Source organism: Salifodinibacter halophilus (assembly GCA_012999515.1).
GTDB classification, from domain to species: domain Bacteria; phylum Pseudomonadota; class Gammaproteobacteria; order Nevskiales; family Salinisphaeraceae; genus Salifodinibacter; species Salifodinibacter halophilus.
The window spans coordinates 723,989-738,530 of the sequence record JABEEB010000001.1; the positions used below are offsets into that span (position 1 = coordinate 723,989).

At 56.9% G+C, this 14,542-nt stretch carries 13 protein-coding genes and 2 pseudogenes; 8 read left to right on the forward strand and 7 right to left on the reverse strand.

Annotated elements, in window-relative coordinates; genetic code table 11:
- Window positions 1-24 precede the first annotated feature (24 nt).
- Window positions 25-864, reverse strand: a complete 840-nt coding sequence (locus tag HKX41_03285) for an EamA family transporter (GenBank protein NNC23181.1) — start codon at window positions 862-864, stop codon at window positions 25-27.
- A 536-nt stretch (window positions 865-1,400) separates the two neighbouring features.
- Here HKX41_03285 and HKX41_03290 point away from each other — a divergent pair.
- Genes HKX41_03290 through astB form a run of 5 tightly spaced genes read left to right on the forward strand, consistent with a single transcriptional unit; the run spans window position 1,401 to window position 7,624 of the window.
- Complete coding sequence (locus tag HKX41_03290) at window positions 1,401-2,609, forward strand: acetylornithine/succinyldiaminopimelate transaminase (GenBank protein NNC23182.1); 1,209 nt, start codon at window positions 1,401-1,403, stop codon at window positions 2,607-2,609.
- Window positions 2,610-2,616: 7 nt separating this feature from the next.
- A complete protein-coding gene (locus HKX41_03295) occupies window positions 2,617-3,678 on the forward strand; it encodes an arginine N-succinyltransferase (GenBank protein ID NNC23183.1) in 1,062 nt (353 codons plus the stop codon).
- A complete protein-coding gene (locus HKX41_03300; GenBank protein NNC23184.1) occupies window positions 3,672-4,739 on the forward strand; it encodes an arginine N-succinyltransferase in 1,068 nt (355 codons plus the stop codon). The genes HKX41_03295 and HKX41_03300 overlap by 7 nt, the downstream gene beginning before the upstream one ends.
- A gap of 33 nt (window positions 4,740-4,772) precedes the next feature.
- On the forward strand, window positions 4,773-6,269 hold the full coding sequence (astD, locus tag HKX41_03305; protein NNC23185.1) for a succinylglutamate-semialdehyde dehydrogenase: 1,497 nt from the start codon (window positions 4,773-4,775) through the stop codon (window positions 6,267-6,269).
- Window positions 6,269-7,624 (forward strand): N-succinylarginine dihydrolase, encoded by a 1,356-nt coding sequence (astB, locus tag HKX41_03310; GenBank protein ID NNC23186.1) that lies wholly within the window; start codon window positions 6,269-6,271, stop codon window positions 7,622-7,624. Before astD ends, astB begins: the two co-directional genes overlap by 1 nt.
- A 234-nt stretch (window positions 7,625-7,858) precedes the next feature.
- On the opposite strand, the gene HKX41_03315 is transcribed toward astB, so the two are convergent.
- Window positions 7,859-8,656, reverse strand: coding sequence for a transporter substrate-binding domain-containing protein (locus tag HKX41_03315; GenBank protein NNC23187.1), 798 nt, complete (start codon window positions 8,654-8,656; stop codon window positions 7,859-7,861).
- A gap of 417 nt (window positions 8,657-9,073) precedes the next feature.
- Here HKX41_03315 and HKX41_03320 point away from each other — a divergent pair, with 417 nt between their 5' ends.
- Window positions 9,074-9,694, forward strand: a complete 621-nt coding sequence (locus HKX41_03320; GenBank protein NNC23188.1) for a LysE family transporter — start codon at window positions 9,074-9,076, stop codon at window positions 9,692-9,694.
- 193 nt (window positions 9,695-9,887) lie between these two features.
- A pseudogene (locus HKX41_03325) lies at window positions 9,888-10,013 on the forward strand (IS5/IS1182 family transposase).
- An 85-nt stretch (window positions 10,014-10,098) separates the two neighbouring features.
- Here HKX41_03325 and HKX41_03330 read toward each other — a convergent pair.
- The gene (locus tag HKX41_03330) at window positions 10,099-10,737 is read right to left on the reverse strand and encodes a TetR/AcrR family transcriptional regulator (protein ID NNC23189.1); all 639 of its coding nucleotides are present in this window, start codon (window positions 10,735-10,737) and stop codon (window positions 10,099-10,101) included.
- Between the two features lie 73 nt (window positions 10,738-10,810).
- On the opposite strand from HKX41_03330, the gene HKX41_03335 reads away from it, so the two are divergent.
- The gene (locus HKX41_03335) at window positions 10,811-11,683 is read left to right on the forward strand and encodes an NAD(P)-dependent oxidoreductase (GenBank protein NNC23190.1); all 873 of its coding nucleotides are present in this window, start codon (window positions 10,811-10,813) and stop codon (window positions 11,681-11,683) included.
- Between the two features lie 136 nt (window positions 11,684-11,819).
- On the opposite strand, the pseudogene HKX41_03340 reads toward HKX41_03335, so the two are convergent.
- The 4 genes and pseudogenes from HKX41_03340 to HKX41_03355 all read right to left on the reverse strand — a co-directional run bounded on the left by HKX41_03340 (window position 11,820) and on the right by HKX41_03355 (window position 14,462).
- Window positions 11,820-12,101: pseudogene (locus HKX41_03340) on the reverse strand (IS30 family transposase).
- 170 nt (window positions 12,102-12,271) lie between these two features.
- Window positions 12,272-12,994 (reverse strand): ABC transporter permease, encoded by a 723-nt coding sequence (locus HKX41_03345; GenBank protein ID NNC23191.1) that lies wholly within the window; start codon window positions 12,992-12,994, stop codon window positions 12,272-12,274.
- On the reverse strand, window positions 12,994-13,698 hold the full coding sequence (locus HKX41_03350; GenBank protein ID NNC23192.1) for an ABC transporter permease subunit: 705 nt from the start codon (window positions 13,696-13,698) through the stop codon (window positions 12,994-12,996). The genes HKX41_03345 and HKX41_03350 overlap by 1 nt, the downstream gene beginning before the upstream one ends.
- Window positions 13,695-14,462, reverse strand: coding sequence for an ATP-binding cassette domain-containing protein (locus HKX41_03355; protein ID NNC23193.1), 768 nt, complete (start codon window positions 14,460-14,462; stop codon window positions 13,695-13,697). The genes HKX41_03350 and HKX41_03355 overlap by 4 nt, the downstream gene beginning before the upstream one ends.
- Between the last annotated feature and the right edge of the window lie 80 nt (window positions 14,463-14,542).

Here is a 14,542-nt window from a genome sequence, read left to right on the forward strand (position 1 = left end):
TGCGAGCGCATTCGGATTGGGAGCTTAATCCGGCCGCGGCGGCTCTTCGGCATGGGCCGTGGTATCGGCGCCCGGCGTGAGCGTAGTGCCGATTGACGCCGCCATCACGGCACCGATGGCCAGCCATTGCCAAACGCCCAACTGCTGACCTAGAAACACCAGTCCAGACAAGGCACCAAAAGCCGGCTCCAGACTCATCAGTGTGCCGAAAGTCGGAGTCGGCAGACGCGGCAAGGCAATCATTTCCAAAGTGTAAGGTAGCGCGGTCGACAGGATCGCCACGCCAGCGCCCAACACTAAAACGTGCGGCTCAAGCAATGTGGCGCCGGCCTCCCAGACGCCAATCGGCGCGATCACGATCGCGGCAATGGTGATACCGAGCACGGCACTATGCATGCCGTGAACCGCCCCGGCCTTCTGGCCGAACAGGATATATAACGCCCAGCAGGCACCAGCGCCCAGCGCACAAGCCGCGCCGGGCCAGTTCACGGCCCCCGTGGTATCCGAGCCGGGCCACAGCAACACGGCCAACCCGGCCAACGCCAACATCACCCAAAATAGATCCAGCGTGCGGCGCGAAGCGATAACCGCGACCATCAATGGCCCCGTAAACTCGAACGCCACTGCAATCCCCAGTGGGATCCGAGCCAGCGCCTGATAAAACAAAAAATTCATCGCCCCGAGGGCGATACCGTAGATCGCGATCGCCGGCCAAGCCCCGGCTGCTATCGGCTGGCGCCACGGGCGCAATATAACCAGAAGCAACAGCGCGGCCAGAATCAAGCGAACGGACATGGTGCCGGCCGGTCCCGCTATAGGAAACAGACCCTTAGCCAACGACGCGCCACTTTGGATGGCGCTCATCGCAACGATAAGCAGTGCCACGGGCCAGCCTCGGGCAACAATGGCGCGATATGTTTGTTGCACGCTCGTCACCTGAAGCGTGATGGCATTGCTAGCACGCAGCGCATAAGACAGCCCTCATTTCCCAAACACTATTGGAACACGCACCAACACTCGTCGCCGCCGCATTTGAACAGAATCCTGGATCGACGATTGTCTGTGATGATGGGCAAATCTAACTTGAACTGATCAGCGATACCGGCCGATTCCCAAATAGACGCCGCCATGTTCGATTATTCGCTGCCCGAATCCCTTCGACACAAGGCAGCATTTACCGGATCGCAAGGAGTCATTAGAATAATTCGCCTATGTGCAGGCAGCCAATCTGATGCAACCTCTCCCAACATCTGATGCCGTCAGAACGTGCTTCGCACACCTGCTGCTATGTATTGCAAGCACCTAATGTTCGCGCACGAGAATCAAGAAGCAACATTGTTTGCCCGCTGTGTATACAGACAAACACACCACCCATTCGATTGACTCAACAGGCGAATGCCATGACCTGGACCCCGACCCGCGATGATTATCCAGCCTATTTGACGGCCAACTATAATCCACAGTCAGTCATCCCCGTGCGTGGGCAAGGTAGTCGACTATGGGATCAGGCAGACAATGAATACATCGACTTTGCCGGCGGTATCGCGGTCAACGCACTCGGCCACGCGCACCCCGCGCTGGTTGACGCGCTGAAATCGCAGAGCGAAACCCTTTGGCATTTGTCCAACGTCTATACCAACGAGCCTGCAATCAAGCTGGCGCGCCGACTGACCGAGACGACATTCGCCGACAAGGTGTTTTTCTCCAACTCTGGCGGTGAGGCCAACGAAGCCGCGTTCAAACTCGCCCGTCGCTATGCCTACGACCGCTTCGGCGAACACAAGGACAAAATCGTATCGTTCAACCAGTCGTTCCATGGCCGAACCTGGTTTACCGTCTCGGTCGGCGGCCAGGAAAAATATACCCAGGGTTTCGGACCAGTGCCCGGCGGCATAGAACATGCCACCTATAACGATTTGGACAGTGCGGCCGCGCTGATCGACAACAATACCTGCGCGGTGGTCGTCGAACCGATACAAGGTGAAGGCGGCGTAACATCGGCTCAAGCCAACTTTCTGGCCGGCCTTCGACAACTATGCGATGACCACGACGCGCTGTTGGTCTTCGATGAAGTTCAATCCGGAATGGGTCGTACGGGGCACCTGTTCGCGTACATGGCCTATGGCGTCACGCCGGATATCCTGACCAGTGCCAAGGCGCTCGGTTGCGGTTTTCCGATCGGCGCGACACTAATTGCCGACCGGGTTGCCGAAGTTTTTGTCGTCGGCACCCACGGTTCAACATTTGGCGGCAATCCGTTGGCCACAACGGTCGCGCTTACCGCGCTCGAAACCATCAACAGCAACGAAGTGTTAAACGGCGTCAGTGAGCGCCACGCCTTATTCCGCGCGGAACTGGAAGCAATCAACGACAAACACGACTGCTTTGCCGACATCCGCGGCATGGGACTGCTGATCGGCGCCGAGCTCAAGGGATCTTTCGAACAGCGCGGGCGCGAGGTTCTGGCAGCCGCCATCAACAACGGTTTGATGCTGCTGATCGCCGGGCCCAATGTATTGCGTTTCACACCGTCGTTGATTATCTCCGAAGCCGATATTCGCGAAGGTATGGCGCAGTTGGATCGCGCGCTGGACCAGATTTCGGCCTGAGGCCTTCATGACGCTAGTCGTTCGACCTGCCGCGTTAACGGATCTCGATTCGCTCGTCGCACTCGCCAGCCAGGCACAGCCACCGCTGACCAACCTACCCGCCCATCGCGAGCGCTTGGGTCAGCGTATCGAACAGTCGGTCGCTGATCTGGCCCGCACCGTCACCTCACCCGGCGCCGAATATTATGTATTCGTGGTCGAAGACCAGCGGCACGACGGTGAACGCCGTGTGGTTGGCACGGCCAGCCTGCGCGCACGCACCGGTGCGCGCGAAGCCTACTATACCTGGCGCCGCGAAATGCTGATTCACGCCTCGCAGCAACTTGATGTTCGCCGCGAGGTCGCGATCCTATCGCTGTCGCATGAATTGTCCGCGGCATCGCTGCTGTGCGCGTATGCACTGGCCGATGAATACCGCAACACGCCCGCCGAACGGCTATTGCGACGCGCTCGTCTGGCGTTTGCTGCCCAACACCCGGAGCGATTCACCCAGCAAATGGCGGTTGCCATGCCGGGCTGGCTGGATGCCGACGGTTACTCACCATTCTGGGAATCGGTCGGCCGTCATTTTTTCGATCGCGATTTCCAGGCGATGAATGAACTTGCCGGTGTTCACTCAAAAAGCTTCATTGCCGAGATCATGCCACCATTTCCGCTCTACGAATCCCTCTTGAGTGAAGCTGGCCGCGCTTCCATCGGCACCGTGCACCAAACCCACGATGGCGCCATGGAAGACCTGACAGCCGAAGGCTTTAGGGCCTCCCGTCACATAGATCTCTTCGATGGCGGCTTGATTCTCGAGACGCCTGTCGAGCACTTGCATGCCAAGCGCTACAGCCAATGGCATCCAGTACGGGCTGTCGATTACGTGGATCCAAGCCTTTGGAAATCGGCGCTTGTGGCCAACCAGCAGACGACCGACTTTCGTTGCACGCTGGTGCCCTACGCCTGCAGCGCGACCCATACGCTCGGCCTGCAACAAGCTACGCTCTCCGCACTGGACGTAACGCCCGGCGAAGCCGCCCTGGCCGCCCCCATCGATATGCCAATGGCGAACGCGACATGTTAATTCGGCCGATCGAACATGACGATCTCGACGCGCTGGCCGCGATTGCGGTCGAGACCGGCGCAGGCTTTACTTCGTTACCCGATAACCGCGCCTTTCTCGAAAACAAGATCGCGCAAGCGCAAGCCGCGTTTCATGCGGCGACCAATGAACCCGCGGATGCCGAAAACGCGGCACTGTATTTCTTCTTAGCTGAAGACGACGAGTTGACACACGCCACACGTGCCGAGCGTATCGCCGGCTGTTGCGCGATCGAAGCGCGTGTGGGCCTGGACGTACCGTTTTACAACTATCGCGTCGGGCGACTGGCCCAAGCCGCTCCACAACTCGATCTACATCGCGTCATCGACACCTTGTTCTTGTCGTCGGACCATACAGGCGACGCCGAAGTCGGCTCGCTGTTTCTGCGCGAGCCATGGCGTGGTGGCAGCGCGCGTAACGCCGCCCTGTTATCGCAAATGCGCTGGCTGTTCATGGCTACATTCAGAGAGCACTTCCCTGACCGAGTGCTAGCCGAAATGCGCGGCCGTTTCGACAACGCCCAGGTCAATCCCTTCTGGGAAGCGCTCGGCGCCCATTTCTTCCCCATCGATTTCAGCCGCGCTGACCAATTGACCGGGCTCGGCCAAAAGCGCTTCATCGGCGAATTGATGCCGCGCTATCCGATCTGTACCGCCATGCTGCCCCAGGCCGCGCGCGACTGTATCGGCCAGGTCCACAAACAAACCCAGCCGGCACTCGCTATGTTGCGTGCCCAGGGGCTGCGTTTCGAAGGATACATCGACATATTCGACGCTGGCCCAACCGTTGAAGCCTATTTGGACGACGTCCGCGCGGTGCGTCATAGTCGAACCGTGACCGTGACCGGCATCGACGAGCAAGCGTCGGAACCCGCCAGCCCCCGGGCTCTGGCCACGAGCACGGGCGACCCCGCTGCTTTCCGGGCAACCTGGGTCGGCCGGACACCGACTGACCCCGACTCGACGGGAGTCATACTTCATCCCCATGAAGCCAACCGTCTGAATGTTTCAACCGGCGATACGGTACGCATTCTTACCGATTAGCTCCGGAGACACACTATGGCCGATACGACTTGTTTGACCCCACACCAGCAACAGTTTATTGCCGGCCGCTGGTCCGACGGCACCGGACAGACACTAACCAAAGACGACCCGGTTGCCGGCGACACGACGTGGACTGGCCAGGTCGCTGAAACCGAGCAAGTTAGCGAAGCCGTGGCCGCCGCACGCGCAGCATTTACCGACTGGGCGCGGCGCTCGTATGACGAGCGCGTCGCTTGCGTCGAAGCATTTGGCGAACAGCTGACCGCGCATAAGGAAGACCTAGCCCACGCGATCACCCATGACACGGGCAAGCCATTATGGGAAGCCCGCGGTGAAGTCGGCGCCATGATCGGCAAGATCGACGTGTCGCAGACCGCTTACGCCGAACGTACCGGTGAACGTGAAAAGGCGATCAGCGGCGGGCGTGCCGTTTTACGCCACCGGCCACACGGCGTGTTAGCTGTCTTCGGCCCCTCCAACTTTCCAGGCCATCTACCGAACGGCCATATCGTGCCGGCACTCCTGGCCGGCAACACGGTAGTGTTCAAACCCAGTGAACAAGCGCCGACAACAGCCGATCTAACCATCCAATGCTGGCAGAAGGCTGGGTTGCCGGCGGGTGTGCTCAATCTCGTACAAGGTGGCCGTTCAACCGGTAAAGCGCTTGCCGGCGCATCAACTATCGATGGCTTGCTTTTCACCGGCGGTGCCGCCACTGGCAAGCAACTACACGCCGAATTCGGCGGCCATGTCGACAAGATCCTGGCGCTGGAATTGGGCGGTAACAATCCTTTGGTCGTCGCCGAGGATGGCTACGACATAGCCACGGCGGTACTGACCATCATCCAGTCGGCTTATATGTCGGGTGGCCAGCGCTGTACCTGTGCGCGCCGCTTATTAGTGCCGCACGGCCAGGCCGGTGACCAACTGATTACCGATTTGATCGACGCGCTGGGCCAAATCAAAGTCGATCACCCGATGACAGAGGAAGATCCCCCCTTTTACGGCGGGCTCGCCACATCCGCAGCCGCCGACGCATTACTCGAGGCCCAGGATGAGCTCGAAGGCCGCGGGGCGACTGTACTATCGAGGTTATCGCGTGTCGCCCCCGAAACCAGCATGCTCAGGCCTGGATTGATCGATATCACCAGCGTTGCAACCGACGACGAAGAGCATTTTGGCCCCCTTTTGAAGATCCAGCGTTATAGCAATTGGGACGCGGCCATTGAGGAGGCCAACAACACACGCTTCGGTCTGTCCGCCGGGCTGATCGGCGGCGGTGACAGCCACTGGGACGATTTCCGGCTACGCATCCGGGCCGGCATCGTTAACTGGAACCGCTCGATTACCGGCGCGGCCTCGGATGCGCCTTTCGGTGGCATCGGCGATTCCGGTAACCATCGGCCAAGTGCTTACTACGCAGCTGACTACTGCGCATGGCCAATGGCCTCGATGGAATCGCCGGCGCCCGAGCTACCCGAGACCTTGCCGCACGGCATTTCGCTAGCCGGCATCGGCGCCGGCTCATGATGCCCAAGCCAACTGCCCGCGAAGTTAATTTCGATGGCCTGGTCGGGCCAACCCACAACTACAGCGGGTTGGCACATGGCAATCTGGCCGCCGCACGGCACCAAGGTGCTATCGCCAACCCGCGCGCTGCCGCGCTCCAGGGGCTGGCCAAGATGAAAGCCCTCCATGACGAGGGCTTTGCCCAGGCTGTGTTGCCACCGCACCACCGGCCCAATCTCGATCTGCTGCGCCGCCTCGGTTTCGCGGGCGGCGACACAACCATTATCCGCCAAGCGGAACGCGAAGCGCCGCAACTGCTGCGCTCAGCCTCCTCGGCGGCTGCGATGTGGACCGCCAACGCCGCCACCGTGACACCCAGCGCGGACAGTGCCGATGCACGCGTGCATTTTACGCCAGCCAATCTCCAAGCGAGTTTGCATCGCTCACTGGAAACCGAGACGACAGCCGCCGCACTGTCGGCGATCTTTGCCGACGAGCAACACTTTAGTCACCACCCGGCGCTGCCGGCGACGTCTATTTTAGGCGACGAGGGGGCGGCCAACCACACCCGCTTGTGCGAAGGTTATGCGCATCCGGGCATACATCTATTTGTCTACGGCCGGCATGGTTTCGGCGGCGATAGCGCGACCCGGCGTTTTAGCGCCCGCCAGAGTCTGGAAGCCAGCCAGGCAATTGCACGCCAGCACGGATTAACCGACGAGCAATGCGTGTTCAGCGCCCAGCATCCGGACGCAATCGATGCCGGCGCCTTCCATAACGACGTGATCGCGGTCGGTAACGGCCGCGTTTTGTTCTATCACGAATATGCTTTTGGCGATGAACAGGCCACGTTAGACGCCCTATCCCGCCGCATGGACACGTTGGATACCACGCTCTGTCCGATACGCGTATCCAATGATTCGTTGCCGCTGCAAACGGCTATATCGACCTATTTATTCAATTCGCAACTTCTAAGTCGAGAAGATGGGTCGATGATGCTCATTGTCCCCGCCGAGTGCGATACCGATCCAACGGTCGCTGAGGTGATCGAAGCCATTGTCGACGACACCGACAATCCAATCACCGAAGCACGCGCATTCGACATCAAACAAAGCATGGACAACGGCGGCGGCCCGGCGTGCCTACGTTTACGCGTGGTGTTGAACGACGCCGAACGCGACGCGCTGGGCGCCAAAGTCATGCTTGACGATGCCCGCTACGAAACACTTTGCGACTGGGTGCGCCGCCATTACCGCGATCGGCTAGCCATCGAGGACCTGGCCGATCCAGCCTTGGTGACAGAATCCGCGGCCGCACTGGATGAGCTCAGCCAACTACTACAGCTCGGGTCGATTTACCCATTCCAGCGCACTTGAGCCAGCGCTTAGCTAAGCGCTAAAAGCTCGGTATTTTAAGCGGGCCATTCGGCAACGAATGGCCCGCGCCCGAGAAACCAGCCAAGTGCAACTTGGCGCGTCTATTCACAAACAAACGGGCTGCCCAGCAACCTGAGCAGCCCGATCTGTGCCGTGGACGATACGCCCCCGCCAGGGTTAACTAGCGCATAAAGCGCCTAGCAGCCGGCAGTCGCCTAGTCTGCAACGAACCGATTACTCGCTATACCCCTTATCGGAGCTATTACCGAAATACTTCTTGTGAATTTCGGCGTAAGTACCGTTTTCCTTGAGCGTAGCAAGCGCCTTGTTGACTTTCTTGGCCAGTGCCTTTTCACCTTTCCGGAAAGCGATGCCAAACCCGCTACCGAAGTATTTCTTCGGTTTGGTTAGCTTGGGACCGATTTGCTTATACTTACCCGGATGTTTCTCGATCAATGACGCGTGGCCGGTAATTTCATCGAAAAACGCGACATCCACTCGGCCTGTCGACATATCCGTGGTTACGCCACTGGCATTTTTATAACGTTTGATCGTGGCAATATCGTCATATTCGGCAGTAACGTAATCATCCTGAACGGTACCCCGCTGCACGCCGATATTCTTGCCTTTTAAGCTCTTTTTACCAATTTCTTGAAGCGAGCTACTTTTCGGAATATAAAAAGCCGACGGCACGACGATATACGGGTTCGAAAACAACACATGCTTTTTACGCCGTTTATTGATGGTCATCGAGGACATGATGGCGTCGTACTTATGTGCCATTAACCCCGGTATGATTCCGTTCCAAGACTGTGGCGTCCATTCACATTCCAGGCCAGCTTGCTTGCACATGGCATTACCGAGCTCGATATCGAAGCCTTTCAATTGACCGCTCGGTGTTGTGTATTCCATCGGCCGGTACGGTGGATTGGTCGCGATCGTGATCGACTGGGCTGCCTGTGCGCTACTAATCAGACCAACGAGAAGTGCGAGCGCAACAAGAACGATGGATTTAAACTGTCTAATTGGCATAGTGTTTCCTCTGACCGCTAGTGATACTGATCTATTAAGCAACCGTAGCATACCGAGTGGTCAAAGACATGTGCCAAGTTTGTCCAAATAAATGGTGGCTTCAGCGGCATAAACTTTGAAGTTTTATTGGACTTGGACAACGATACAGTTTATAAGGGGCATGAATCCGTTGATAGCCATGGACACGTCAGTTTGACCATACGCCACCGCTGACCGAGCGTAGATCTTTGGGCTACATCAGCGTTTACTCGTGAGTATCAATTAGCTCACTGTTTGGCAATGCCATAGCGTCTCTGGCGGCTATCATCGTCTTTCAAACAGATCACATATTCGCTCGACATGAGAACGTGCGCAAGGCGTCCAATAGCCTTAAATCATACGGGTTCATATTAGAAGAACGGCAGGGAGTTATTAGCGTTGGTGACGGCGACAGTTAAAGGCTATTTTCTTTCTCTATCTCTTATCGTTGCAATTGGAAGCCAAAACGCATTTATTCTGCGCCAGGGTTTGCATCGATCGCACGTAAGCATAGTGGTCGCAATATGCATACTATGCGACGTTTTGCTGTTCTCTTTGGGTGCGCTTGGGGGAGGCGCAATGGTCGAGGGCAAGAGTCTGTTTGCCGACGCCATCAGAATTTTAGCGGTGGGCTTTTTAGGAGCCTATGGGATGGTCGCACTGCGCTCGGCACTTCGGGGTGGCGGCAGTCTAGACGCAGCCAATGAAACACGTGGCGGTGGGAGGCTTAGCGTAGCCTTGGGCGCGTTGGCAGTCACACTCTTAAATCCTCACGTGTATTTGGATACGGTCGTGCTGTTTGGAGGGCTTGCGAGTGGCCATGACTTCGGCTACAGGGCTGCACTTGTAGCCGGTGCGGTCGCGGGTTCCGCGACTTGGCTTGCGGGACTTGGGTTTGGGGCAGCGAAGCTTCAGCCACTCATGCGATCTCCTCGTGTATGGCAGATATTAGATGCAGGGATTGCGGTAGTTATGTGGTCGATTGCGGGCATGCTGGTGGTCGAGTTCCTGACCCAGTGACTACCCAAGATGTGTCCTCAAGAAATGGGATCAGAACCAATTTCTGCTTGCAGTCATCGGCTTCAGCAGTGATCTGACGCTTGGTGTCCTGAAACAACTCGCGCCGAGTATGCTGTCCTAGCCGCAAGGCCCTAGATAGTGTCGTCACGAGCTACGGTTAAATAGATGTTTCTCCATAGCTGAAGGTATCCCGATGACCAATTCATATCGTCGCCACGACATCTCTGACAAGGACTGGGCACTGCTGGAGCCTCACCTGCCAGGGAGAGCAGGCCAATGGGGCGGAATGGCGAAGGACAACCGTAATTTCATTAATGCTGGGCGGATGCAGGCTCTGAGTGCAACACCATTAATGCGTCGATGACGGAGCTTCATGGTACTTCGCCATCTGCTTGCTCATCACCTCAATGGGACACGTGGCCAGAGGCCATCAGATAAGCATGACACAAGGTAGTTAGCTCGCGTCTCAAGATGCCGATCTTGCTTGGTGGAGCACCCTCTTCAATCACCATACGCACCATCCCGACGAGAGCCGTACGGACTGAGAAGACCACTGAATCGAGGTTGGCGATGGTCGCATCGGACGCGCTTTCCAGAAGATGTCGAAGCACCGTGTCGATTCTCACGACCAGCGCCGCTTGTAACTCAGCAACTTCCAAAGCAGGACTCAGTTGGTAGAGCGCGCGTGATATGTCGATGCGCGCGAGTTTCGCATCTAGATAGTCGGCAACAACCCCATTCGCGATGACAGCCAATGTCTGCCCCCGGTAGCGCAGCAGGCTCGCTTCCATGGCTGTACCGATGTGATCGAGATGCTGTCGCAGGACTTCATGAAACAACGCATCCTTGTTGGGAAAGTACTGATACAGCGTGCCGACGGATACACCCGCACGATCCGATATGTCCGTGGTCGTCAATCGAGCTGCACCCTTGGACAGCAAAACCTGAATCGTCGCCTCGATGATTGCCGTTACGGTCGCTTTGGATCGTTGCTGACGCGGCATCTTGCGGGGGCATAGGCGGTTGGCGGGTGATTCATCCATATGCGAATACAAAAACTGAAGCATTCTTCATATAATTTTTCCAAACGAGATGTAAGCGCAACAGGAGCTATAGATGAAGGTGAGTGTGATAGGCCTTGGAGCGATGGGCAGCCATATCGCTGCCAATCTCTTGGATGCTGGTTATGACCTTACGGTTTGGAACCGAACCGCTGCCTCAACTGACGGCTTGGTCGAAGCAGGTGCGGCGAGAGCAGAGTCTGCAAGAGATGCCTTCGGATGTGATGTCGTGCTGACCACACTGTTCGACGATGCAGCCATTCGAACTGTCCTTCTGGATGGTGAGGCACTTGCAGGTGCGGCGGAGGGGACGATCCATGTCTGTATGTCGACTATTTCCACAGAGCTCGTAGATGATCTGATCGAAGTGCATCGCTCACGCGGCATCAGGTATGTTGCTGCACCGATGTTTGGCCGAGCGGACATGGCAGCAGCGGCGAAGCTGAACATGGCCATGGCGGGAGCGCCCGAGGATGTGGAGCCTGCCGAGCCCGTGCTTAGCGCGCTCGGCCAGATCTGGCTCATCGGTAAGGACCCTCGACTCGGACATCTATCAAAAATCGCCGGCAACTTCATGATCGGTTGTGCTATTGAAACGATGGCGGAGAGCACTGCACTCATCGAATCACGCGGCGGCGATCCAGCGCCTTTCATATCAATGTTGAGCGAGACGCTCTTCGCTTCTCCTGTCTACAAGTCCTACGGAGCCGCGATCGCAAGCGGCGAGTCACCGGGTGCACCGTCCGGTCTAAAGCTTCCACAGAAGGATGTTGGTCTGACTCTGAAGGAAGGGCGTACGACAGGGCTCTCCCTACCGTTGGCCGAACTGCTGCAGGATCGCCTTCAGACAGCGGAAAACGAAAGTTTGATGGACGAAGACTGGTCCATCGCCCTAGCAAAGCTGGCAAAAGGACCCCATCAGAGATAAGCCGAACACTTTTCTTTTCTTTAGGATCGTTCATGGAAAGATCCAGCCCTGCCGAAATCAGACGGGTGCAGTTTCTGAGTGCCACACCGTCAATGAGTGGATGATGGGGCTTCATGGCACTTCGCCATCAGCTCGCTCATCTCTCAATGGGACACTTGAAGTCGAAGCGCTTTCGCGGGCGCATGTTGAGCTCAAGCGCTACGTCATCCAATTCCTCCTGGCTGTAGACCGATAGACCCGTTCCCTTGAGCAAGTACTGCCGTATCAGTCCATTGATATTTTCGTTGGCGCCTCTCTGCCACGGACTGTGCGGGTCGCAGAAGCAGATGGCAACGCTGGTGTTCTGGGTGATTCTGGCATGCTGCGCCATCTCGCGTCCCTGGCCATACGTTATGCTCTTCCGTGCGGCCAATGGCATGCGATATAGCAGGAGATTGCCGGCGACCTGCGTGACCCGCGAGCTAACGGTCCGGGTGTATCGGTATACCCTGCGCGCCCGGCGTTTCATGGCACAACGTCAACGCGTACCACAGCCGTTGGGGCCAGTGGATACGACGCTTCCACGGAAGCGACCTGGACAGCCATGTTTTAAGCCGTGTTCAGATGCCGCATCAGGTATTTTTCCAGTTGCCGAAATGCTGCCTGAATTGTGAAAGTGATCAATAGATACAGTACAGCAGCGAAGATAAAGGCCACGAACGGGGTATAGAAACGCGAGTAAACGTAGTACGCCGCACCGGTTAGATCCATGATCGTCACCGTGCTCGCAACCGAGCTGGCGTGAAGCATGAAAATCACTTCGTTGCCGTAAGCAGGCAACGCACGTCGAAACGCACTCGGAAAAATGATGCGTCGATAAACCGTTAACTTGGACATACCGTAAGCACGCGCGGCTTCAACCTCACCGGCCGCCGTCGCCCGAACCGCACCGTAGAAAACCTCGGTCGTGTAGGCTGCCGTATTCAGCGTATACGCCATCAATGCCGGATACAGCGGATTCTGGACGAAAAACCCGAACATCGACTCCTGGATATTGGGTATAAACGCCACACCGTAGTAAGCGAGATAAAGCTGGACGAGCAGCGGCGTGCCGCGAAACACATAGGTATATAACCAAATCGGCGCACTAATCCAGCGACTGCCGTCTCGTGCCACAGATAGTGGTACAGAAAGCAACAATCCAACGACCAGTGATATGAACACCAATTGCGCGGTGTGTACCAAGCCGGTCCAGTAATGGGCCAGCGAATTGGCCGTAAAGACCGGACTATTCGCTAACCAAGGTGCAATGTCGGCTAACCACTGGTGCATCAGTGAACGCTTTTAACCCCGATTTCGAAGCGCCGTTGCAATCCGGCGATGATCAATTCAGACACCGTCGTCATCAACAGATATACCGCAGCAACTGGCAGCAAAAATAGAAATGGCTGATGGGTGTCCCGAACGCCCTGATCGGCGACATGCACCATACCGCTCAACCCAATGATCGAAACCAAAGCTGTGGCTTTCAAAAGCACCATCCAATTATTGCTAAGCCCTGGCAACGCATGGCGCATCATCAGCGGGAAACGGATGCGGCGGAATGCGAGGCGGCCAGACATGCCGAACGCCTGTGCGGCCTCCATCTGACCAGCATCGACGGCTAGAAACGCACCGCGAAATGTCTCCGACATATAGGCCGCGTAAATCATCCCGATGATGATGATGCCGGCCGCCAACGGTTGGATATTGATAAACCAGTCCACGCCTAAAAGCGGATTGATGGTTCGAAGTAACTGGTTTAATAAAACCTGGCCACCGTAGTACCCGAGCATTAACATTACTAGCGGCGGCACACCGCGCACGAAATTGATATAACCGGTCGCCAGCGCGTATATCGTTCGCGAGCGCGACAGCCGTGCGCTTGCCAACACCAAGCCCAAGCTAAATGCCAACGCGAGTGAGGCCAGTGCCAATTCGGCCGTCGTCAGCATGCCCGCGAGAAATCGCGGCCCATAGCCGTGTAAATCAATCATCGCGGTTCCAGAAACTGCTGCAACCGTTTTGACTTTGGACTGACCAGGACTTCAGCCGGATCGCCCTCTTCTTCCACGCTACCGGCGTCGAGGTACATAACATGACTGGCCACATCTCGCGCGAATGCCATCTCATGCGTAACGACGACCATGGTACGACCCTCATCAGCGAGCCCACGCATAACCCGCAGCACTTCGCCGACCAACTCCGGATCGAGCGCAGAAGTGGGTTCATCGAAAAGCAGAACTTCCGGTTCCATAGCCAAGGCACGTGCTATCGAGCCACGCTGTTGCTGACCGCCGGACAACTGGGATGGAAAATGATTGGCGCGGTCGGCCACGCCAACACGTTCGAGCAGATGCATGCCACGTTCACGGGCTTCTTTTTTCGGCACCCCGAGCACGTGTATCGGCGCCTCTATGACATTGTCGATAAGCGACATGTGTGCCCAGAGATTGAAATTCTGAAACACCATCGACAACCGCGAGCGTATACGCTGAATCTGCCCGGCATCGGCCGGTTCGCGCCGCCCTCGCCGATGACGAAACTTGACCGACTCACCATGGACCAGCAGGTCGCCAGCGTCCGGACATTCCAGCAAGTTCATGCAACGCAAAAATGTGCTTTTGCCTGACCCCGAAGCACCAATCAGCGCAATTCGATCGCCCTTACGTGCAGTCAATGACAACCCGTTTAGCACTGGTTGCTCGTTGAACTGCTTGTATATATCACGAACATCGAGCGGCAGCGCCGTTTCATTCATAAGGCTTTATCCGCATTTGCGGCCGACCTGAACTGATTATTACAGCCGTCATCGACACATCGTTGAAAACAGCGCACCTT

Excerpts from the sequence above, each read along its gene's own strand:
- HKX41_03285 (NNC23181.1), bottom strand. The coding sequence starts at position 864 with ATGAGCGCCATCCAAAGTGGCGCGTCGTTGGCTAAGGGTCTGTTTCCT.
- HKX41_03290 (NNC23182.1), top strand. The coding sequence starts at position 1,401 with ATGACCTGGACCCCGACCCGCGATGATTATCCAGCCTATTTGACGGCC.
- HKX41_03295 (NNC23183.1), top strand. The coding sequence starts at position 2,617 with ATGACGCTAGTCGTTCGACCTGCCGCGTTAACGGATCTCGATTCGCTC.
- HKX41_03300 (NNC23184.1), top strand. The coding sequence starts at position 3,672 with ATGTTAATTCGGCCGATCGAACATGACGATCTCGACGCGCTGGCCGCG.
- astB (NNC23186.1), top strand. The coding sequence starts at position 6,269 with ATGCCCAAGCCAACTGCCCGCGAAGTTAATTTCGATGGCCTGGTCGGG.
- HKX41_03315 (NNC23187.1), bottom strand. The coding sequence starts at position 8,656 with ATGCCAATTAGACAGTTTAAATCCATCGTTCTTGTTGCGCTCGCACTT.
- HKX41_03330 (NNC23189.1), bottom strand. The coding sequence starts at position 10,737 with ATGGATGAATCACCCGCCAACCGCCTATGCCCCCGCAAGATGCCGCGT.
- HKX41_03335 (NNC23190.1), top strand. The coding sequence starts at position 10,811 with ATGAAGGTGAGTGTGATAGGCCTTGGAGCGATGGGCAGCCATATCGCT.
- HKX41_03345 (NNC23191.1), bottom strand. The coding sequence starts at position 12,994 with ATGCACCAGTGGTTAGCCGACATTGCACCTTGGTTAGCGAATAGTCCG.
- HKX41_03350 (NNC23192.1), bottom strand. The coding sequence starts at position 13,698 with ATGATTGATTTACACGGCTATGGGCCGCGATTTCTCGCGGGCATGCTG.
- HKX41_03355 (NNC23193.1), bottom strand. The coding sequence starts at position 14,462 with ATGAATGAAACGGCGCTGCCGCTCGATGTTCGTGATATATACAAGCAG.